The organism is Paenibacillus solani (assembly GCF_001277345.1).
GTDB lineage: Bacteria > Bacillota > Bacilli > Paenibacillales > Paenibacillaceae > Paenibacillus_AQ > Paenibacillus_AQ solani.
Window position 1 is genome coordinate 857,561 of record NZ_LIUT01000001.1, and the last position, 20,049, is coordinate 877,609.

Consider the following 20,049-nt stretch of genomic DNA (forward strand, 5'->3'; position numbering starts at 1 on the left):
GATGTGTTGGGACGAAGGGACCTTGCTGCTGAATATTAGCCGAGGTCTCTTTGTTTTCCGCGCAAGTTAAGTCCTGACTTAATTGTGTGTGTTTAGCTATCGCTTTTGGATATTCTTTTTTGGTATAGTGTACAGAGTAGGAAGGGGGGACGCCGATGGATGCCAAAGCGGCAGCCAAAGCGGTCAGACAAGGAGATGTATCTCCCGTTTATTTGCTGTACGGCAGCGAGAAATTTCAAATGAAGGAATTTGCCGAGCTTCTGGAGGCTCAGCTGATCCCAAAGGAAGATCGTGATTTTGCCATTGTTCATATGGATTTAGGGGAAGTGCCGATCCAAGCTGTTGTTGAAGAAGCGGAGACGGTTCCTTTTATGGTTCAAAAGAAACTGATATTTGTTCGGGATTCATCTTTTTTTACAGCTGCAAAGGATAACGGGAAAGTGGATCATCGTCCGGAGGTTTTACTGGATTATGTGACCAATCCTGCTGACTATAGCGTAATTGTCTTTCAGGTTGGGCAAGAAAAGCTGGATGAGCGTAAAAAGGTAGTCAAGGCGGTCAAAAAATCTGGGGTTGCACTGTCCTTCATGCCACTCGGTGGGGAGGATTTGCTTCGTTGGGTGGACAAGCAAGTGAAGAAAGACGACTGTACGCTGCGTGAAGGTGCGGCAGAGGCAATTGTTCGAAATGCAGGAACTAGTCTTCAAGCATTATCTGGAGAAATTGAAAAGCTATGTCTGTATGCAGGTGCTGGCGGAACCATTGATGCCGCAACCGTCGATATGCTGGTGGCCCGCAGCACGGAACAGAATGTATTTGCCTTAGTAGATGATATTGCAAATCTTCGATTGGACAAGGCACTCGGGATCTACTATGAATTGCTGAAACAGCGGGAGGAACCGATTAAAATTGCCGCGCTGATCACAAGACAATTCCGGATCATTCTTCAGGTGAAGACCTTGTCTACCCAGAGCTATTCACAGCAGCAGATTGCTTCACAAATCGGGCTGCATCCGTATGCTGTAAAAATTGCGGGTGAACAAGCCCGGAAATTTGAGACAGCCCGTCTCGAGGGTATACTGAATCACTTGGCTAATCTGGATTATCAGATGAAGACGGGGGCCATTGACAAGGTACTCGGAATTGAAATGTTTCTGTTGCGACTCGGTGCTTAATCTCCCGCTCGCAATAATATTTGTAGCTACCAGAACAAGAGTGTACACGTATATATCGTACACTCTTGTTCTTTATCATAAAAAGCCCTGAGCAGTGTGAACTGTTCAGGGCTTTTTTCATGTCGTATTCAACAAACGTTACTTACGCTTGGGACGTAAGAGCGTTCAGTCTTTTCGCCAGACGGGATTTCTTGCGGGCAGCTGCATTTTTATGGATCAGGCCCTTCGTAACGGCTTTATCAAGCTTCTTGGAAGCAGCTTGGAAAGCAACTTTAGCAGCTTCGATTTCTGTACCGTTCAGTGCTACGTCAGCAGTTTTAACAGCTGTGCGAAGCGCGGATTTCTGAGAAATGTTAAGCGCGTGGCGTTTGTCACTTGTCTTTACACGTTTAATCGCGGATTTGATGTTTGGCATTACATTCACCTCCTGTAAGGCATTTCAATAGAGCGAAATGGTTCACAACTTAAAATATTTTAGCATGGGGGTGGACAAAAAGCAATACTCATTGAGGACTTCTGCATAATCTCCTCCTTACTCTCGCACACTATTATTAATAAGAGGAGGAGTGTGAATTTAGATGGATCTGGATTTGCAAAAATATTCAGTCCGAACGGACTTGGCCGTGGAATCAAGAGAGCTGGCAGGGGGCAACAGCAATGCACCGATACCGGGAGTTATGGAGGATGTGGTGCAGGAAGACGGAATCAAGATTACAAGACTGGATGTTGAAAACGACGAGGCCTCAAAATCAATCGGAAGAGTTAAGGGTCATTACGTGACATTGGAGGTGCCTGATCTTCGCAAAGGAGATACCGGGCTTCAGGAACAAGTATCCGTTGTCTTCGCTCGGGAATTCGAGGCGTTCATGTCACGGATCGGAATCGGACCGAAGGCAAGCGTTCTAATCGTCGGTCTCGGCAATTGGAATGTGACGCCGGATTCGCTTGGTCCCCTCGTGGTGGAGAACGTGATGGTGACCAGGCAGTTCTTCGAATTGATGCCGGATCGTGTGGCTCCGGGCTATCGTCAAGTCAGCGCTATAGCACCTGGCGTACTTGGCCTGACAGGAATTGAGTCAAGTGAAACCGTCCAAGGCATTGTGGAGCAGACTCGTCCGGACCTGATCATCGCGATCGATGCACTGGCTTCGCGCTCTTTAGAGCGAGTGAATACGACGATTCAGATTGCCGATATCGGAATTCATCCCGGCTCCGGTGTAGGCAATAAGCGTAAGGGACTGACTCAGGAGGTTCTCGGCGTCCCTTGTATTGCGATCGGAGTTCCAACGGTCTGCTATGCCTCTACTATCGTGAATAACGCCATAGAGCTGATGAAATCCCACTTTGGCAAAGATGCACCTGAAACCGGCAAGATTATGGGTATGCTGCACGATATACCCGAGGGTGAGCGTCTGGCACTGGTAAAGGAAGTTCTTGAGCCTCTGGGTCATGATCTCATTGTTACCCCCAAAGAGATTGACGAATTCATAGAGGACATTGCCAACATTGTAGCAAGTGGTCTTAACGCAGCGCTGCATGAAGCAGTGGATCCTGGCAATGTTGGGGCGTACACACACTGAACGAACATCAATATTAAAACCGGCTCCGAATCTATCGGAGCCTTTATATTTTTTAAGGATCTAGTTCTATTGATTCTCTCCGGTTCATAGATTCGAAGTATAAGAGATTACAGAGTCGCGGGAGCGAAAGCGGCAGTAGCGAGAGCCGCAGCTCCCGGCGAACCGAGGAGGACATCAATATGAATCATCGCAAGTTTCGTATCTGGAACATTGCCAGACTGAAGCGGAAGTTCATGGAAGGTCTGAGCATGGGGCGCACACTTATTATTTTGATGCTAGGCTCTTTTATATTCTTTATTTTACTAGGGCTTGGAGGAATGGCAGAACAGCGGCTAAATTCTTCACCGGTATCATCAATGAAAGGTTTGGCCGCATCATTATCCAGTCGTTTTTTCATTGATATGATTGGCATGGAAATGCCGCATATGACAGCTTCCAAGGAGTCATCGAGCTTCTCCAGCGAGAAAATGTCATCCTTCGTCTTTGAACTGCTTACAAGCGTGAATCCGCGGGATCCGAAGAGCCTCATCGCGGGTGAACTTCCCGGCATGAAGGCCAATCAACCTGTGCAGTTGTCCCACGGCTCCGGTAACGAGGATGGCGAAGCCCCAGCTGATTATCGGCCGGATCTCTCTGCAGAGCAGCTAGAGCAAGATTCTTCCGAAGCCGAGGAAGAAGCCTCTGCACCAGATCAAGGAGAGATTGGTAATGAAGGTAAAGGTCCTGATGTCCCTGATCAGAGTCTGGAAAGAGACCCTGGTAGCAAGAATAAGCCTGGCAGCACCTCCAAGGATGGAAAAACGACAAATGGTAAGAAAACCGTACTCATCTATCATTCCCATCCACAGGAAGCCTATAATCCGCTTCTTACCCATCCTTCAGACAATCCTGGAACCGTCGCTCCAACTAAGAATGTGATGCTGGTGGGCAGTTTTCTAAGCAAAAAGCTAGAAGCGAACGGTATTGGCACTCTGCATGATAAGAGCGACTATCAATCTACCGTTGAAGGATACAATTATAACTTCTCCTATAAATACTCGCGGCAGATGGCCATGGAGGCCATGTCCCAGAATGACGGGATCAGTTATTTAATAGATATCCACCGGGATTCGCAGCGCTATAACAAAACAACGGCTACTGTAAACGGCGAGAAATACGCCAAGGTTTACTTTATCATCGGACATGCCAATGAGAATTGGAGAAAGAACGAAGCATTTGCCAGTAAAATCAATGCCAAGCTGGAAAAGTCATATCCTGGAGTCTCCCGAGGTGTATGGGGTAAATCAGCAGATCAAGGGAACGGAGAGTATAATCAATCCCTATCGCCGAACAGTATTCTGATCGAAATTGGTGGCATTGATAACACGAAGGAAGAATTACAGCGTACTGCCGAAGCGTTGGCAGACATCATTGCAGAGGTGTATTGGCAGGAACAAGAGGCCGAGAAGGCCAGTGTGAAAAATAACGTTGATTCATCGAAGAAAAAAACAGCTTCCTCTTAGTCAAGACCGATACCAACTACAGCATGCAGCATTGAGGACAATGGGGGCTGGTAACAAACATTTATATAAGCAGAGCAGGAATCATGGGAAATCGAGGAGGGACAGATGATGTCGCGATTAGGCAAACGGTTTGTGGCACTGATCATCTGGACTGGCATCGGTATATTGGTCGGCATGCAGCTTGGTGGATCAAAAACGCCAGCGCCGGAAGATGGGGCAGGACGTATACAGAGTGTGCAGCAGGGTCAAGTGCAAGATCTGCAAGGCGAACTCAATCCAGGTAATGGTTGGGGAGGTAAACGCCAGAATCCGCCGGTAATCGATTCTGCTGCTCAAGAACAAGAGATCCGGAAGAGATGGACTGAATATGAGCCGTCGCCTAGAGACATTCTGCTGCCTGAACGATCCCAACCTCCTGCCGATGTACTTGCCGATAAAACCGCCGGGCTGCTCCAGCAGCTGTCTGATCAAAGCATACGCTGGGTCGTGTCGATGTTCGGAACCATTACGGATTAAGGATGCCTTTTATCTCAGCATTGCTGTACATCCCTTCAACTGGTATAATAAGTTGATTCAAAACATCTGGTGGTTGTTGGGGGTTAGGCATGACGGACGTACAAGTAAGACAACAAAAAATTCGTAATTTCTGTATTATTGCACATATAGACCATGGGAAATCAACTCTTGCCGACCGTATCTTAGAATTTACGGGTGCATTAACTACGCGTGAAATGCAAGAACAAGTACTGGATACGATGGATCTGGAGAGAGAGCGCGGTATTACCATCAAGCTGCAGGCGGTTCGACTGAACTATAAAGCCGATAACGGCGAGGAGTACATTCTGAACCTGATCGACACTCCGGGACACGTCGACTTTACGTACGAGGTATCTCGAAGCTTGGCCGCTTGTGAAGGCGCTCTGCTCGTAGTTGATGCTGCGCAGGGAATTGAAGCCCAGACACTAGCCAACGTATACCTGGCTCTGGATAACAATCTTGAAATTCTGCCTGTCATTAACAAGATCGATTTGCCTAGCGCGGATCCCGAGCGGGTTAAGCAAGAGGTTGAAGATGTCATCGGGCTGGATGCCAGCGATGCCGTCTTGGCATCGGCCAAAGCGGGCATCGGGATCAAGGAAATTTTGGAGCAGGTGGTTCAGAAAGTTCCAGCGCCTGCAGGTGATTCCGAAGAACCGCTTAAAGCGCTGATCTTCGACTCCCATTATGACCCATACAAAGGTGTCATTGTATATGTGCGTGTCCTTGACGGAAGTATCAAGGCTGGTTCCAAGATTAAGATGATGGCAACCGGCAAGTCCTTTGAAGTCATTGAGGTGGGGGCATTCATGCCTCGCATGACTATGGTGGATGAGCTTAATGTTGGGGATGTCGGATTCATCGTTGCTGGCATCAAGAGCGTTGGCGATACGCAGGTCGGTGATACGGTTACGGACGCCAAGCGTCCTACCGCAGAGCCGCTACCTGGTTACCGCAAGATCAATCCGATGGTATTCTGCGGCTTGTATCCTATTGAGACTTCGGATTATAATGACCTGCGCGAAGCGCTCGAGAAGCTGCAGCTTAATGATGCTTCATTAAGCTTTGAACCGGAAACGTCCAGTGCGCTCGGATTCGGGTTCCGCTGTGGTTTCCTGGGACTCCTTCACATGGATGTCATTCAGGAACGGATTGAACGCGAGTTCAATATACCGTTAATTACGACCGCGCCGAGTGTAATTTATCGTATTATGCTGACCAACGGGGAAGAGATTCAGATCGATAATCCTTCCCATTATCCTGAGGTTGGCAAGGTCGATCATGTTGAAGAGCCATATGTAAAGGCAGCCATCATTGTTCCGAATGATTATGTTGGAGCGATCATGGAACTATGCCAGAACAAACGCGGCGAGTTTGTAAACATGGAATATATGGATACGACGCGCGTTACGATTACTTATGAAATTCCATTGTCGGAAATCGTGTATGATTTCTTTGACCAATTAAAATCCAGTACCAAAGGATATGCATCATTTGATTATGAGCTGTCCGGATACCGTCGATCCAATCTGGTGAAAATGGATATCTTGCTGAATAACGAGCAGGTGGATGCGTTGTCCTTCATCGTGCATAAGGACCGTGCTTATCACAGAGGCAGAGCGATCTGCGAGAAGCTGCGCGAACTGATCCCTCGCCAAATGTTCGAAGTGCCGATCCAAGCTTCTGTCGGTACCAAGGTTGTGGCCCGCGAAACGGTCAAGGCGATGCGCAAAAACGTGCTCGCGAAGTGTTACGGCGGTGACATCTCCCGTAAACGTAAACTCCTTGAGAAGCAGAAGGAAGGCAAGAAGCGGATGAAGCAAGTCGGCAGTGTGGAAGTTCCGCAGGAAGCTTTTATGGCGGTACTGAAAATCGACGACAAGTAATCCGCCGATCACGATACGAAACAACTGAAATAACGCCGGTCCTACGGACAGCCTTTTATGATGTAAATGATGGGAAAGCCGATTTTCGGCTTTCCTTTCTTTCATTATAAGAGGCATAGCGTTATAGTAGAAAAGGAACTTCTAAGAAGTTACTTAAAGTTAGTAAGTCATGCCAGAGTATTGCAGGAGGAAAAAGAAGAATGACGGTTAATGACCAACGGACGGAAGCGGTGTACATTCACATTCCGTTTTGTACCAATAAATGTTTTTACTGTGACTTTAACTCCTACGTATTGAAGGATCAGCCAGTGATGGATTATCTGCGAGCGCTGGATAAAGAGATGGAGCTGACGGTTTCGGCCCATCCGCCGGGAACAATTAAGAGTATCTTTGTCGGCGGCGGAACACCTACGGTGCTGAAGCCAAATGAAATGGAGTACTTCTTGCAGAGCGTGAAGCGTCATTTTCCGAATTGGTCCGACGATATCGAGTTTTCGATGGAAGCGAATCCTGGCACTACAGATTTGGAGAAGCTGTCCGTTATGCGTGAAGGAGGCGTAAATCGGATCAGCTTCGGTGTGCAGGCGTTCCAGAATACCTTACTGAGCGGGATTGGCCGGATTCACGATACAGATGATGTGTACCGAAGTTTGGAAAACGCCAGAACTGCCGGTTTTAATAACATGTCCATCGATTTAATGTTCGGGCTCCCGAACCAAACGCTCGATATGCTCGCCGAAAGTATAGATAAAGCGTTGGAGCTTGGACTCCCGCATTATTCGATTTACAGCTTAAAGGTTGAAGAAAATACGCTGTTTCATACGATGTACCAGCGAAATCAGCTGCCGCTTCCGGATGAGGAGGACGAGCTGAATATGTATCTTCTATTAATGGACCGGATGAAGGCGGCCGGATATAAGCAATATGAGATTAGTAATTTTGCCAAACCTGGTTTTGAGAGCCGGCATAATATGACGTATTGGCGTAACGAGGATTATTATGGTCTGGGTGCGGGAGCACACGGATACATCGGACGTCAGCGCCATGTGAACATTAAGGGCGTTAACCCATATAATGAAGCAGCGAACCAAGGACTTCCGCGCTTGGAGAGTTTTGAAGTATCAAAGGAAGAGGCGATGGAGGATTTCCTTATGGTTGGACTTCGCGTGTTGGATGGCGTTTCAGGTAGCCGGTTCAGGCAGCAGTTCGGAATTTCTATGGAAGAGGTATTCGCAAAGCCCCTGAATAAAATGCTGGGTGCGGGACTTCTGGATTCCACTGATGATGGTTATAAGCTGAGCAGCAAAGGAATTCTCTTCGGGAACGATGTATTCGCAGAATTTATAGGCAGCTTGTCGTCAAATTAATCTATTGAACTTATATGCGCTCTGTTGTATATTTATTCATAACATGACGGAGTGTGTAAAGGGGAGACGGACAACAATGTCAGCGGTATGCAGAAAGGCGAAGTTAGAAGATGTCGAACCGCTGTATCAGATGATTCAGGGTTATGCCGAAAAGGGGATTATGCTGCCCCGTTCCAAAAAAGTGCTGGAGAGGCAAATTGGTGAATTCGTTGTGGCCGAGTCTGAAGGACAGGTTATTGGCTGCGGATCATTATGCCAGTTGGGGAGCGATTTGGTTGAGATTCGTTCGCTAGGTATATCTGAAGGCCATAAAGGGCAAGGCATTGGATCCATGTTGGTGGATTCCCTTCTGGAAGAAGCGAGACGTCGCCAGCTTCCCAAAGTGATGGCCTTGACATATGAAGTATCCTTCTTCATCAAGAATGGCTTTTCTGTTGTAGAGAAGGAGATTTTTCCGGAGAAGGTATGGACCGATTGCATCCATTGCAAGAAGCAGCATGCTTGTGATGAAATAGCTGTTCTTAAAGTACTGAACTGACTTGACAATCCTCAGGTCGGTTTGGTATTTTTGTTATATCGGTTAGCACTCGTTGACGATGAGTGCTAACGAAGATGAAAAGTAAGCAGTCAGCAAGGAGGGGAGCGACATGTTAACAGATCGTCAGCGCATGATATTGAATGCCATTGTGGATGACTATATCCGTTCTGCCGAGCCGGTGGGTTCAAGAAGCATTTCCAAGCGTGGGGATGTCGGTTATAGCCCGGCAACCATCCGTAACGAGATGGCTGATCTGGAGGAACTCGGTTTTTTGGAGCAGCCTCATACATCAGCTGGACGAATTCCGTCGCATAAAGGATATCGTTATTATGTTGATCATCTCACGTCGTCGTTTTCCTTGAACCCTGCAGAACTGCATATGATGAAATCATTTTTTGCAGAAAAGCTGAACGTGATGGAACAGATGATACAGCATACAGCCGGCATTCTGTCTCAGATGACCAATTACACTTCCATCCTGCTGGGACCGGAAGTCTTTCATACGTCTTTGCGTCATTTCCAGCTTCTCCCTCTTCATGAGGACCAAGCTGTAGCCATCATCGTCACCAGTACAGGGCAAGTCGAGAACAAGATCGTTTCGATTCCGCAGGGCGTGTCTGTTTCGGAGCTGGAGCAAGTGGTAAATCTTCTGAACAAGAAGCTTGTCAACGTGCCTCTATATAAGCTCAAGACAAGGCTGTACACGGAAATCGGCGAGGAAATGCAGCGGCATATATCACATTATGAAGATCTTATGAGTATGCTGGATATCGCCCTAAACAACGAACCGGATCATCGCGGCGTATATCTCAGCGGCACGACTCACATGCTGAATCAGCCGGAGTTCAAGGATGTTGACAAGGTTAGGGAAATATTTGAGCTCCTGGAGCAGACGCCCGCTCTAATGAAGCTTATGGCACCTGCTCCCGGGGAGCACGGCATTCAAGTGAAGATCGGTACGGAGAATACGCATGAAGCCATTTCCAATTGCAGCTTGATTACCGCGACATATTCGATAGATGGAAAAGCGCTTGGTTCCATCGGTATTCTCGGTCCGACAAGAATGGAATACGCGCGAGTGATCGGCATTTTGAATGTGTTATCCCATGATCTGACGAAATTGCTGTCACACTGGTATAAATAAAGGAGTGAGACAGATGACCCAAGGACAACATAGCCAAGTAGATGGAGATGAGCGTTATTCTACACTGCTGAATAACAGCAATGCCGTCCGGGCCGTCACGTCCGCTGTGGAAGGCACGCTTGGTCCCAAGGGGCTCGATGTGATGTTGGTCGGTCCCCGTGGGGAAGTGGTTATTACCAATGACGGGGTGACGATTCTGGACAAGATGGATGTCACCCATCCTGCAGCCCGGCTTCTCATTCAGGTGGCACGTGCACAGCAGGAGAAAATAGGCGATGGAACCACGACGGCCACCGTGCTTGCAGGCGCTCTCGTTCAAGAAGGGGTATCCCGCATAACGCGGGGTGTGCCTGCATCCAAGGTAGTAGAGGGCTTGCGTCAGGGCGTTGAGAAATCTCTGGAGCTGTTAGCGAGCAGGGTGCGGGTGATCGAAGGACTAAACGATCCTCTTCTGGAACGGACGGTGTACGTTGCCGGTCGTGAACGAAAAGACATCGTGGAACTGATTATGCATGCCGCTCATAAAGCCGGAATAACCCGTCTGCAGGACCCCGCCTACTCGCTTGCAGACAGTATAATTGCGCTGGAGAATGCCGACAATGAAGTGTTCGAGGGGGTTCTGCTCCGGCAGCGGCCGATTTTTTCCAGGGAGTCAAGGTCGTACGAGGATGCCAAAGTGCTTGTATTGTATGACTCGCTTGAACCGGATGATATCGGTGAAGAAGCCCTTACTACTGAAGCGGGGTTCGCACAGTATATGGACTTGAGAAGCATTTTTGCTTCAAATTTGGAGAAATTGTCCGAAATGTCCGTTAAGCTGATCCTTCTTGAAAAAGGAATCCATCCCGATGCGGAGCAATTCTGCCTGGATCACGGGATGATGGTTGTACCGCGTGTGTCACGTGCGGATCTTCGCCGGGTAAGCGACATGACAGGTGCTACCCCCATACGTCGGAAGGCGTTACATAAAGATCCGCAGGGGCTGGCGGTTCTCCTCGGTCATACCCCGCGTGTGACTTATGACGAACACATTGAAAAAATCCGTTTATCCTGCGGCAGCCAAGATCGTATAGTGACTGTAATTGTGGGCGCCAGTACCTCTGAAGTTGTAGGCGAGGCAGCCAGAATTGCGTGTGATGCAGCATCGGCGCTGCAGGCTGCCGTATCCGGTGGCGTTCTTCCAGGCGGCGGGACAAGCGAACTCGCCGTATCCTATGATCTTGAACGAATTCGGGAAACCCAGAAAGGGATGGAAGCATTCGGCATGGAGGCCGTTTCAGCGGCACTGCGTAAACCCATGTCACAGATTCTCCTGAATGCCGGTTACAACCCGCTCGAGAAGATGGAAGAGGTCCGCGCGGCACAAATCCGTGCCGTCTCCGATGGGATGGGCATTGATTGTGACAGCGGCCGCGTTGTCGATTATGAAGAGCTGGGTGTGCTTGATCCGGCTCTGGTCAAACTTCATGGCCTGCGGGCAGCGGGCGAGGTAGCGGCAGCCGTACTGCGCATTCATCACGTGATCAAGATGAAAGAAATAGGCGAATAACGATAATGTCATATATAAGAATCACAGCTAACCCGTTTTTTAATATAAGGAGGTGAAGGCGTCTTGAATAATGAGCATAAGGATGCCGTTCAAGATACAGCAGCAGAAGAAATATTAGAAGAAACATTGGAGAATAAGCCGAACTCAGATGAGAGCGGACCTTCGGAGGAAGCAGTGAATTCCGAACAGGAAACGACTGTGGAGGAAACAGGTGAAACTGCAAATTCCGCCGAAATTGAGAAACTTCAGGCAGAGGTGCAGGAGCACCAGCAGCGGACCTTACGGGTTCAGGCGGATTTCGATAATTTCCGTCGCCGCACGCAGAAGGAAAAGGAGGAATTAGGCAAATATGCCTCTTCCAAACTGATTACAGAGCTTCTGCCTGTTATCGACAATTTTGAGCGTGCCCTGCAGGCGTCCGAGGAGAATCCGGAATTTGAATCCTTCTCCAAGGGAGTCAACATGATTTTCCGCCAATTGGAATCAGTCCTCGCTGCTGAAGGCTTGTCAGCTATGAAGAGCGTTGGCGAGCCATTCAATCCCGAGTACCACCAAGCCATCATGCAAGTGGAGAGCGAGGAGTACGAGGAAGGCATCGTGGTTGAAGAAGTGCAGAAGGGGTATATGTTGAAAGATAAAGTATTGAGACCTGCTATGGTTAAAGTCAGCATGTAAATGACTTTTGATAGTCGTTTATCATATATAAAAAATTGATCAGGATCATACGAGGATTCGTATGAATGAATAAGGAGGATATTTTTGTTATGAGCAAAGTTATTGGTATCGACTTAGGAACAACCAACTCCTGCGTGGCCGTTATGGAGGGTGGAGAAGCAGTAGTTATCCCTAACCCGGAAGGAGCGCGCACTACCCCCTCCGTTGTGGGATTTAAGAAGGACGGAGAGCGTGTCGTCGGAGATACAGCAAAACGTCAAGCTATTACCAACCCGAATCGTACAATCATGTCCATCAAGCGTTACATGGGTACGAATCACAAAGAAACGATCGATGACAAAGACTACACACCACAAGAAATTTCCGCCATTATTTTGCAAAAGCTGAAATCGGATGCGGAAGCTTATCTTGGCCAAACCGTAACCCAAGCGGTTATCACGGTTCCTGCATATTTTAATGACAGCCAGCGTCAAGCGACAAAGGATGCAGGTAAAATAGCGGGTCTTGAAGTGCTGCGTATCGTCAATGAGCCTACAGCTGCTGCATTGGCTTACGGCATGGAGAAGTCCGAAGATCAAACCATCCTGGTATATGACCTCGGCGGTGGTACCTTCGACGTATCCATTCTGGAACTGGGCGATGGCTTCTTCGAAGTAAAAGCAACCAGCGGTGACAACCAGCTTGGTGGTGACGACTTTGACCAAGTGATCATTGACTATCTGGTAGCAGAATTCAAAAAAGACCAAGGCATTGATTTGAGCAAGGATAAAGCAGCTGTTCAACGTCTGAAAGATGCTGCGGAAAAAGCGAAAAAAGAATTGTCCGGCGTGTTGACAACTACAATTTCCCTGCCGTTCATCACCGTTGCTGATGGGGTACCTCAGCATCTTGAGATCAACCTGACTCGTGCTAAATTCGAAGAATTGTCCGCTTCCCTCGTTGAGCGTACTCTTGGCCCAACTCGTCAAGCGCTCAGCGATGCAGGTCTGACAGCTAACGATGTTGACAAAATTGTGCTTGTTGGTGGTTCTACTCGTATTCCTGCCGTACAAGAAGCAATCAAGAAATTGACAGGCAAAGAGCCTCACAAAGGCGTAAACCCTGACGAAGTGGTTGCACTTGGTGCAGCTGTTCAAGCTGGCGTATTGACTGGTGACGTTAAAGACGTTGTATTGCTCGACGTAACTCCGCTGTCCCTCGGTATCGAAACCGCAGGCGGCGTGTTCACAAAAATGATCGACCGCAACACCACGATCCCAACGAGCAAATCTCAAGTGTTCTCCACGTATGCTGACAATCAGCCAAGCGTAGAAATTCACGTGCTGCAAGGTGAGCGTGAAATGGCTGCCGGCAACAAAACGCTCGGACGCTTTATGCTTGGAGATATTCCTCCAGCACCACGCGGTGTACCACAAATCGAAGTTACCTTCGATATCGATGCAAACGGGATTGTTAACGTATCGGCAACCGACAAAGGTACTGGCAAGAGCCAGAAGATCACCATCACTTCCTCCAGCGGCTTGAGCGATGCTGAAGTTGAACAAATGATGAAAGATGCCGAGCTTCATGCTGAGGAAGACCGTAAACGCAAAGAGCTGGTTGAAGCTCGCAACAACGCTGACCAACTCGTATACACGACTGAGAAAACCATCAAGGACCTTGGAGACAAAGTCGATGCTTCCGAAGTGGAAAAAGCAAACGAAGCAAAAGACAAAGTGAAAAAGGCGCTTGAATCCGATAATCTGGAAGAGATTAACGCCTCCGTTGAGGAGCTGACTCAAATCGTACAACAGCTGTCCGTGAAGTTGTATGAGCAAGCGGCTCAAGAGCAGCAAGCTGCTGAAGGTGCTGATGCTGGTGCTCCTAAGAACGATAATGTCGTAGATGCGGAATACGAGGTTGTTGACGAAGATAAAAACAAAGGTTAATCTGAATAGATTGTATGGGAAGGTCAAAGCTGCGCATCTTCGCACTTTGGCTTTCCTTATGTAAAGAGTAATAAAGAGATTGGGGTGAAACCGTGGCTGATAAGCGTGATTATTATGAGGTGCTCGGTGTTGGCAAGGACGCATCGGAGGACGATATCAAGAAGGCGTATCGAAAAATGGCTCGCCAATACCATCCGGATGTGAACAAAGCGGCTGACGCGGAAGCCAAATTCAAAGAAGTGAAAGAGGCTTACGATGTATTAAGCGACAGCCAGCAGCGTTCGCGTTATGACCAGTACGGTCATATTGATCCGAACCAAGGCATGGGCGGGGGCGGCTTCTCCGGGGATTTCGGCGGTTTTGGAGATATATTCGATATGTTCTTTGGCGGCAATGGACGCCGTGATCCAAATGCGCCTCAACGGGGGAACGATCTGCAATATACGATGACGGTTGAATTTAAAGAAGCCGTATTCGGTAAAGAAACGGATATTACCATTCCACGAACGGAGACATGCGATACATGTCACGGTTCAGGGGCAAAGCCAGGCACGCAGCCGCAAACTTGCTCGGTGTGTAACGGCAGCGGACAGCAAGAGGTAGTGCAAAATACACCATTTGGGCGTATGGTGAACCGCCGTGCTTGCTCGAACTGTAACGGAACTGGAAAGATTATAAAAGAACGCTGTACGACTTGTCACGGTAACGGTAAAGTGAAGAAGCAGCGTAAGATTCATGTGCGTGTGCCTGCTGGTGTGGATGACGGAGCTCAGCTGCGCATGACAGGTGAAGGCGAAGGCGGACTCCGCGGCGGTCCGGCCGGGGACCTGTACATCGTAATTCGCGTGAAGCCGCATGACTTCTTCGAACGCGAAGGCGACGATATTTATTGCGAAGTGCCGCTTACCTTTGCGCAAGCCGCTCTTGGCGATGAAATAGAAATCCCAACGCTGACCGAGAAAGTGAAGCTGAAGATCCCTGCCGGGACTCAGACGGGGACCTTCTTCCGTTTGAAAGGCAAAGGGGTGCCCCGGCTGCGCGGCATGGGACAGGGCGACCAGCATGTCAAGGTTGTGGTTATCACACCAAGCAAGCTGAGCGATGAGCAGAAGGAGCTGCTTCGTCAATTTGCTTCACTTGATGGCGAGCAGACCCACGAGCAGGAGCAATCTTTTTTTGACCGCGTAAAAAAAGCATTCCGTGGTGACTAATATAGAATCCAGGGCTTAGTCCCATTTAGGATTAAGAAGAATAGCAGCAGGCTAAAGGTTATATCGAACCTTTGGCCTGCTGCTTTCTTTGTATAAGGCAAGGGCAATGTACAGAAGCCTCAGGCTGTAGCGACAAGAGCATTTTCTCAAGAATAATTCCCTTTGCGATGAAGCAACCTAAAGTAGTCTCCACCCGGAATAATGAAGAGGAAATGCAGGTGATATGAAGTGACAGAGAAGAATATATTGGCGTATTTCAAAAGCCCGGAAGAAGCCCAGCATGCAGCCAGTAAATTACAATCGCTGCGGGTTGCTGATATGTCCATCGACCGGTTCAGCGCCGATCCCGGCGGGGAGTTGAACGATCCGATGAATCCGTTGACTGGCAAGATTACAAGCTTAACCACCCTGACTCTAAATGCGGATATTTCGGGGCCTAGTGCAGGTATCCTTGGAGCGGCAGACCCATCCGCCAGCGGTATGAGTGGTGGAGGCCAGGACGGGACCGAGGGCCGTGATATTTTGTTGACGGTTGTATTAGACGAAAACGTATTCCCGCAAGCCATGCGTTTAATCGAAGAATCCGGCGGCATGATCTAACAGAGCAGGCCATGTACTCATTTTTAATGAAGAGGAGAACAGCAGCCATGATGAGACGCGTAAAGAAAGGGAAAATCTCCAGCAAAACCGAAAAGATGATTGCCCTTCAATCCGCCAAAGCCGAGGATGTTGAGTTTTCGGCTATGGAAGCGGACAGCGATGATGTTGAAGCCTTGCGCAGAAGCGAGGCCGCGGACGAACGCCAATTGAAGAAAATCCTTGATGAAACCAGTAAAAACGTAGATTAGTTTGTTCCAAATACGAAAGAGCCCACCTTGCCCTCTGATTATGGAGGTTTTAAGGGAGGGCTTCTTTTATTTGAGTTAATCTGGAAATACATGGCCTCTTTCAATTTCAGTGCAAATTTTGTATCCAGGGTCCTCTATATAGTACAATAATATTTATGTATGAATGAGGAGGAACGGTAATAGATGTTATGGCATGAATTGACGATACATACCACGGAGGAAGCCGTGGAGATGATTACGAATTTCCTGCATGAGGCAGGAGCCGGAGGCGTTTCTATTGAGGAATCCGGTACAACGAACAAGAAGCGGGATACCTCTTTGGGACAGTGGTTTGATGAAGTTGTCCCATTTAACGATATTCCTGAAGGCTTTGCTGTCATCAAGGGGTACTTTGATGAGACTGTGAATTTGGACACAATCCGCGATGAAATTGCGCCCCGCGTTGATGAGCTGAAAGATTTCGGCATTGATGCTGGCGAAGTCAGATATGAGATGAAAACGGTGGATGAGAATGAATGGGCTACTGCCTGGAAGCAATATTTTAAGCCGATCCGTGTATCTGAGCGATTGACGATCAAGCCGACTTGGGAGACGTACACGCCAGAATCCGACCAAGAATCGATTATCGAACTGGATCCAGGCATGGCCTTCGGCACAGGGGCACATCCGACGACTTCCTTATGCCTGCGGACATTGGAGATGGTGATCAAGGGCGGAGAGGAAGTCATCGACGTTGGGACAGGCTCAGGCATTCTCTCCATCGGTGCAGCGCATTTGGGGGCTTCACGAATCCTGGCACTCGATCTGGACCCGGTAGCTGTGTCCAGCGCAAAAGAGAATACCCGTCTGAACGGTTTGGAAGATCGGATTACGGTGAAGGAAAGTGACTTGCTCTCGGTACTTACGGATTCTTCCGATCAATCGGATCTGGGTGTTACGCTCCCGGTTCATATCGTTGTAGCTAACATTTTGGCTGAGGTTATCCTGTTGTTTGTAGACGATGTGTACCAGGCTCTCCAGCCGGGAGGTGCTTATATCGCATCGGGCATTTACAAGAACAAGGAAGAGGTCGTGGAGAAGGCTCTGATTGCAGCCGGTTTTGAAATTACGGATATTTGTCGTGAAGATGATTGGGTTGCATTCGTGGCGAGGAAGAACTAATCATGAATGTTTTGGATCAACTGCTATTTTACCCGCTGGAACAACTTCCTTTTTACCTGATTGCTCTAATCATCGCGTTTTCCGTGCACGAGTTCTCTCATGCCTATTTTGCAAATAAATTCGGAGACCCTACGGCTAAGCTGCTGGGACGGGTTACGCTGAACCCAGCTGTGCATTTTGATTTCTTGGGGATCGTTCTTTTGCTTGTTGCCGGTTTCGGCTGGGCTCGTCCGGTACCCATTAATCGCGATAATTTCAGCAGCCCGCGCCGTATGAGTATCATTGTCGCGGCAGTAGGTCCGCTGAGCAACCTTGTGCTCGGAATCCTGGGGGCGCTTATATATGCACTTTTGTATCAAACAGGGATAATTCCTCCAGAAGGGATTACGAAGACGGATCAAGCGGTGCATTTATTCTTTAATATATTTATATTACTTAATTTCTTTCTGTGTCTGTTTAATCTTGTTCCATTGCCTCCATTGGATGGATACCGAATTCTTGAGAATGCACTTCCTCCGCGGATGAGTGCGAAGATTCAGAAGTTTGAGCAATGGTCGATCCTAGTATTCCTGTTGATCATACTGTTGCCTGTTTTTCAGGATTATACGATCAAGCCTCTATATGATGCGGCACATGCGCTGTCATCCAAATTTCTGGATATGTTCATTATGATGACGGGTGGTTACCGGCTCTGATTTTCTCTGGTCAGTTTGTTCGAAAAGTTGTATGATGGGGTTTGGCGATTTTGGAGTTAGGTGAGGATAGAGATGCAGCGATATTTTGTGACTCCCGCGCAATTTCAGGGAGAACGTGTTGAGATTACGGGCGATGATGCCCGTCATATTACCAAGGTCATGCGAGGCAGACTTGGTGATCAATTGATTGTTAGCGACGGGGTATCCCGCGAGGCCGTGGTGGAAATTGAGAGTATTGAGGCAGGCAGTGTTGCTGCTGTTGTGGTTGAACCACTGGAGATGACTCAAGAGCCGCACCTGCAAGTTAGCATCGCTCAGAGCTTGCCGAAAGGCGACAAAATGGAGACCGTTATCCAAAAGTGTACCGAGATCGGTGCGGTATCCTTTGTACCTTTTCTGTCGGAAAGGACGATTGTTCAGTATGATGCCAAGAAAGAAGGCAAGCGGCTGGAGCGCTGGCGCAAGATTGCGAAGGAGGCAGCGGAACAGGCCCACCGTAACCGGGTCCCGTCTGTTGAACAGCCTTTGTCGTGGAAAAATCTGCTAGCCTCGTTTTCTGGCTATGATGCAATCTATTTTTGTTATGAAAAAGAGCATGGTTCCCAGCTTAGGGACATGTTGAAGCCTTTTGTGGAGCAGGCGCTGCCGGAGCTCGGCTCTAAGGCCAGCTTGCTGCTGGTCATTGGGCCGGAGGGCGGCTTTACGGAAGAGGAAAGCCGGGCTGCTGAGGAGGCAGGGGCCGTATCTGTTGGACTTGGAAAACGGATCCTGCGTTGCGAGACAGCCGGCATGACGGCGCTTGCCTGCGCACTATATGAATCTGGAGAAATGGGGGGCGTTTGAACATGCCATCCGTAGCGTTTTATACGTTGGGTTGCAAAGTCAATTTTTATGATACCGAGGCCATCTGGCAATACTTCAAGAATGAAGGCTACGACCAGGTGGACTTCGAACAAACCGCTGATGTTTATCTGATTAACACCTGTCATGTTACCAATACTGGGGACAAGAAGAGTCGTCAGATGATTAGAAGAGCGGTTCGCCGCAATCCCGAGGCCATCGTGGCTGTAACGGGCTGTTACGCGCAAACCTCGCCTGCAGAAATTCTGGATATCCCGGGTGTGGATCTTGTGATCGGGAACCAGGATCGCGATAAAATCATGGAATTCATTCACGATATCGAAAAAACGCGTCAGCCGATCAATGCTGTTCGCAACATTATGAAGACCCGGGTATTTGAGGAAATGGACGTTCCGGATTTCGCAGAGCGTACTCGCGCATTTCTTAAAATTCAGGACGGATGCAACAATTTCTGCACGTTCTGCATTATCCCTTGGTCCCGCGGTCTTTCACGTAGCCGTGATCCGAAGAGCATTATACAGCAGGCACATCAGCTTGTTGATGCCGGTTATAAGGAGATCGTGCTGACGGGTATCCACACCGGCGGATATGGCGATGATCTGGAGGATTACCGATTATCAGATCTACTATGGGATCTTGACCGCGTGGACGGTTTGGAACGAATCCGGATCAGCTCCATTGAAGCAAGTCAGATTGATGAGAAGATGCTGGATGTTCTGAACCGTTCCAGCAAAATGTGCCGCCATCTTCATATACCGCTGCAAGCGGGGGATGATACGGTACTGAAACGGATGCGCCGTAAATATACAACTGAAGAGTTCTATAACAAGATGGGCTTGATTCGTCAAGCCATGCCCGATGTGGGCATTACGACGGACGTTATCGTTGGCTTCCCTGGCGAAACCGATGAGATGTTCCGAAACGGCTATGACCTCATGAAGGCGATTCAGTTCTCCGAAATGCATGTGTTCCCGTATTCCAAGCGGACCGGTACGCCGGCGGCACGGATGGAGGATCAGGTGGACGACGAAGTGAAGAATGCACGCGTGCATGATCTGATTGATTTGTCAGAGCAACTGCAGCTTGCATATGCTGAACGTTTTGTGGGTCAGATTCTCGAGGTAATTCCGGAACGAGAATACAAGGGAGCTCCTCAGGGCGGCATGATGCAGGGCTATAGTGATAACTATCTGCAGCTTGTGTTCAATGGTTCGCCTGAGCTCGAAGGCAAACTGTGTCGTGTAAAAGTGACCAAAGCCGGTGTGAATGAATGCGAGGGCGAACTCCTTAGCATCGTGGATCATGGACTAAAGGCAGCTGCCCAGTAATTACAATAGCAGCCATCCAGACAAGGATTTCATTTCCTGGCTACCGGAAGTGGAATCCTTGTTG

The 20,049-nt window shown here is 48.6% G+C and carries 19 protein-coding genes; 18 read left to right on the forward strand and 1 reads right to left on the reverse strand.

The features are described 5' to 3' along the window. Positions 1 to 155 precede the first annotated feature (155 nt). Complete coding sequence (holA, locus tag AM231_RS03755) at positions 156 to 1,175, forward strand: DNA polymerase III subunit delta (protein WP_053489176.1); 1,020 nt, start codon at positions 156 to 158, stop codon at positions 1,173 to 1,175. Positions 1,176 to 1,317: 142 nt separating this feature from the next. On the opposite strand, the gene rpsT is transcribed toward holA, so the two are convergent. Then, on the reverse strand, positions 1,318 to 1,590 hold the full coding sequence (rpsT, locus tag AM231_RS03760) for a 30S ribosomal protein S20 (protein ID WP_053489175.1): 273 nt from the start codon (positions 1,588 to 1,590) through the stop codon (positions 1,318 to 1,320). A gap of 163 nt (positions 1,591 to 1,753) precedes the next feature. Between rpsT and gpr the strand changes: the two genes are divergently transcribed. The 17 genes from gpr (at position 1,754) to mtaB (ending at position 19,985) form a co-directional block, all read left to right on the forward strand. After that, positions 1,754 to 2,755 (forward strand): GPR endopeptidase, encoded by a 1,002-nt coding sequence (gene gpr, locus AM231_RS03765; RefSeq protein ID WP_053489174.1) that lies wholly within the window; start codon positions 1,754 to 1,756, stop codon positions 2,753 to 2,755. 179 nt (positions 2,756 to 2,934) lie between these two features. Further along, positions 2,935 to 4,257: a stage II sporulation protein P gene (locus tag AM231_RS03770; RefSeq protein ID WP_054401398.1), complete on the forward strand. Its 1,323-nt coding sequence runs from the start codon at positions 2,935 to 2,937 to the stop codon at positions 4,255 to 4,257. A 105-nt stretch (positions 4,258 to 4,362) separates the two neighbouring features. Continuing rightward, complete coding sequence (locus AM231_RS03775; protein ID WP_054401399.1) at positions 4,363 to 4,773, forward strand: hypothetical protein; 411 nt, start codon at positions 4,363 to 4,365, stop codon at positions 4,771 to 4,773. A gap of 89 nt (positions 4,774 to 4,862) precedes the next feature. Next, the gene (gene lepA / locus AM231_RS03780) at positions 4,863 to 6,680 is read left to right on the forward strand and encodes a translation elongation factor 4 (RefSeq protein WP_053489171.1); all 1,818 of its coding nucleotides are present in this window, start codon (positions 4,863 to 4,865) and stop codon (positions 6,678 to 6,680) included. 200 nt (positions 6,681 to 6,880) lie between these two features. Continuing rightward, positions 6,881 to 8,047, forward strand: coding sequence for a radical SAM family heme chaperone HemW (gene hemW, locus AM231_RS03785; protein WP_054401400.1), 1,167 nt, complete (start codon positions 6,881 to 6,883; stop codon positions 8,045 to 8,047). 76 nt (positions 8,048 to 8,123) lie between these two features. After that, entirely contained in the window at positions 8,124 to 8,585 is a 462-nt protein-coding gene (locus AM231_RS03790) for an N-acetyltransferase (RefSeq protein WP_053489169.1), read from the forward strand. A 109-nt stretch (positions 8,586 to 8,694) separates the two neighbouring features. After that, positions 8,695 to 9,729, forward strand: a complete 1,035-nt coding sequence (gene hrcA, locus AM231_RS03795) for a heat-inducible transcriptional repressor HrcA (RefSeq protein WP_053489168.1) — start codon at positions 8,695 to 8,697, stop codon at positions 9,727 to 9,729. Positions 9,730 to 9,742: 13 nt separating this feature from the next. Beyond that, the gene (locus tag AM231_RS03800) at positions 9,743 to 11,278 is read left to right on the forward strand and encodes a TCP-1/cpn60 chaperonin family protein (protein ID WP_054401401.1); all 1,536 of its coding nucleotides are present in this window, start codon (positions 9,743 to 9,745) and stop codon (positions 11,276 to 11,278) included. A 63-nt stretch (positions 11,279 to 11,341) separates the two neighbouring features. Beyond that, positions 11,342 to 11,953 carry a nucleotide exchange factor GrpE gene (grpE, locus tag AM231_RS03805; protein ID WP_054401402.1) on the forward strand — a complete coding sequence of 204 codons (612 nt, stop codon included), beginning with the start codon at positions 11,342 to 11,344 and terminating at the stop codon, positions 11,951 to 11,953. An 89-nt stretch (positions 11,954 to 12,042) separates the two neighbouring features. Further along, a complete protein-coding gene (gene dnaK, locus AM231_RS03810; protein WP_054401403.1) occupies positions 12,043 to 13,881 on the forward strand; it encodes a molecular chaperone DnaK in 1,839 nt (612 codons plus the stop codon). Positions 13,882 to 13,973: 92 nt separating this feature from the next. Next, entirely contained in the window at positions 13,974 to 15,092 is a 1,119-nt protein-coding gene (dnaJ, locus tag AM231_RS03815) for a molecular chaperone DnaJ (protein ID WP_053489164.1), read from the forward strand. Positions 15,093 to 15,320: 228 nt separating this feature from the next. Then, positions 15,321 to 15,692, forward strand: a complete 372-nt coding sequence (locus AM231_RS03820) for a hypothetical protein (RefSeq protein WP_053489163.1) — start codon at positions 15,321 to 15,323, stop codon at positions 15,690 to 15,692. Between the two features lie 47 nt (positions 15,693 to 15,739). After that, positions 15,740 to 15,940, forward strand: a complete 201-nt coding sequence (locus AM231_RS03825) for a YfhD family protein (protein ID WP_054401404.1) — start codon at positions 15,740 to 15,742, stop codon at positions 15,938 to 15,940. Between the two features lie 183 nt (positions 15,941 to 16,123). After that, the gene (gene prmA, locus AM231_RS03830) at positions 16,124 to 17,101 is read left to right on the forward strand and encodes a 50S ribosomal protein L11 methyltransferase (RefSeq protein ID WP_054401405.1); all 978 of its coding nucleotides are present in this window, start codon (positions 16,124 to 16,126) and stop codon (positions 17,099 to 17,101) included. A gap of 2 nt (positions 17,102 to 17,103) precedes the next feature. Further along, entirely contained in the window at positions 17,104 to 17,796 is a 693-nt protein-coding gene (locus AM231_RS03835; RefSeq protein ID WP_053489160.1) for a site-2 protease family protein, read from the forward strand. A 72-nt stretch (positions 17,797 to 17,868) separates the two neighbouring features. Continuing rightward, positions 17,869 to 18,639: an RsmE family RNA methyltransferase gene (locus AM231_RS03840; protein ID WP_053489159.1), complete on the forward strand. Its 771-nt coding sequence runs from the start codon at positions 17,869 to 17,871 to the stop codon at positions 18,637 to 18,639. Between the two features lie 2 nt (positions 18,640 to 18,641). Then, complete coding sequence (gene mtaB, locus AM231_RS03845) at positions 18,642 to 19,985, forward strand: tRNA (N(6)-L-threonylcarbamoyladenosine(37)-C(2))-methylthiotransferase MtaB (RefSeq protein ID WP_054401406.1); 1,344 nt, start codon at positions 18,642 to 18,644, stop codon at positions 19,983 to 19,985. Positions 19,986 to 20,049 lie beyond the last annotated feature (64 nt).

Excerpts from the sequence above, each read along its gene's own strand:
- AM231_RS03790 (WP_053489169.1), top strand. The coding sequence starts at position 8,124 with ATGTCAGCGGTATGCAGAAAGGCGAAGTTAGAAGATGTCGAACCGCTG.
- AM231_RS03840 (WP_053489159.1), top strand. The coding sequence starts at position 17,869 with ATGCAGCGATATTTTGTGACTCCCGCGCAATTTCAGGGAGAACGTGTT.
- holA (WP_053489176.1), top strand. The coding sequence starts at position 156 with ATGGATGCCAAAGCGGCAGCCAAAGCGGTCAGACAAGGAGATGTATCT.
- AM231_RS03835 (WP_053489160.1), top strand. The coding sequence starts at position 17,104 with ATGAATGTTTTGGATCAACTGCTATTTTACCCGCTGGAACAACTTCCT.
- hemW (WP_054401400.1), top strand. The coding sequence starts at position 6,881 with ATGACGGTTAATGACCAACGGACGGAAGCGGTGTACATTCACATTCCG.
- AM231_RS03775 (WP_054401399.1), top strand. The coding sequence starts at position 4,363 with ATGATGTCGCGATTAGGCAAACGGTTTGTGGCACTGATCATCTGGACT.
- rpsT (WP_053489175.1), bottom strand. The coding sequence starts at position 1,590 with ATGCCAAACATCAAATCCGCGATTAAACGTGTAAAGACAAGTGACAAA.
- dnaK (WP_054401403.1), top strand. The coding sequence starts at position 12,043 with ATGAGCAAAGTTATTGGTATCGACTTAGGAACAACCAACTCCTGCGTG.
- AM231_RS03825 (WP_054401404.1), top strand. The coding sequence starts at position 15,740 with ATGATGAGACGCGTAAAGAAAGGGAAAATCTCCAGCAAAACCGAAAAG.
- prmA (WP_054401405.1), top strand. The coding sequence starts at position 16,124 with ATGTTATGGCATGAATTGACGATACATACCACGGAGGAAGCCGTGGAG.
- AM231_RS03800 (WP_054401401.1), top strand. The coding sequence starts at position 9,743 with ATGACCCAAGGACAACATAGCCAAGTAGATGGAGATGAGCGTTATTCT.
- gpr (WP_053489174.1), top strand. The coding sequence starts at position 1,754 with ATGGATCTGGATTTGCAAAAATATTCAGTCCGAACGGACTTGGCCGTG.
- mtaB (WP_054401406.1), top strand. The coding sequence starts at position 18,642 with ATGCCATCCGTAGCGTTTTATACGTTGGGTTGCAAAGTCAATTTTTAT.
- hrcA (WP_053489168.1), top strand. The coding sequence starts at position 8,695 with ATGTTAACAGATCGTCAGCGCATGATATTGAATGCCATTGTGGATGAC.
- lepA (WP_053489171.1), top strand. The coding sequence starts at position 4,863 with ATGACGGACGTACAAGTAAGACAACAAAAAATTCGTAATTTCTGTATT.
- AM231_RS03770 (WP_054401398.1), top strand. The coding sequence starts at position 2,935 with ATGAATCATCGCAAGTTTCGTATCTGGAACATTGCCAGACTGAAGCGG.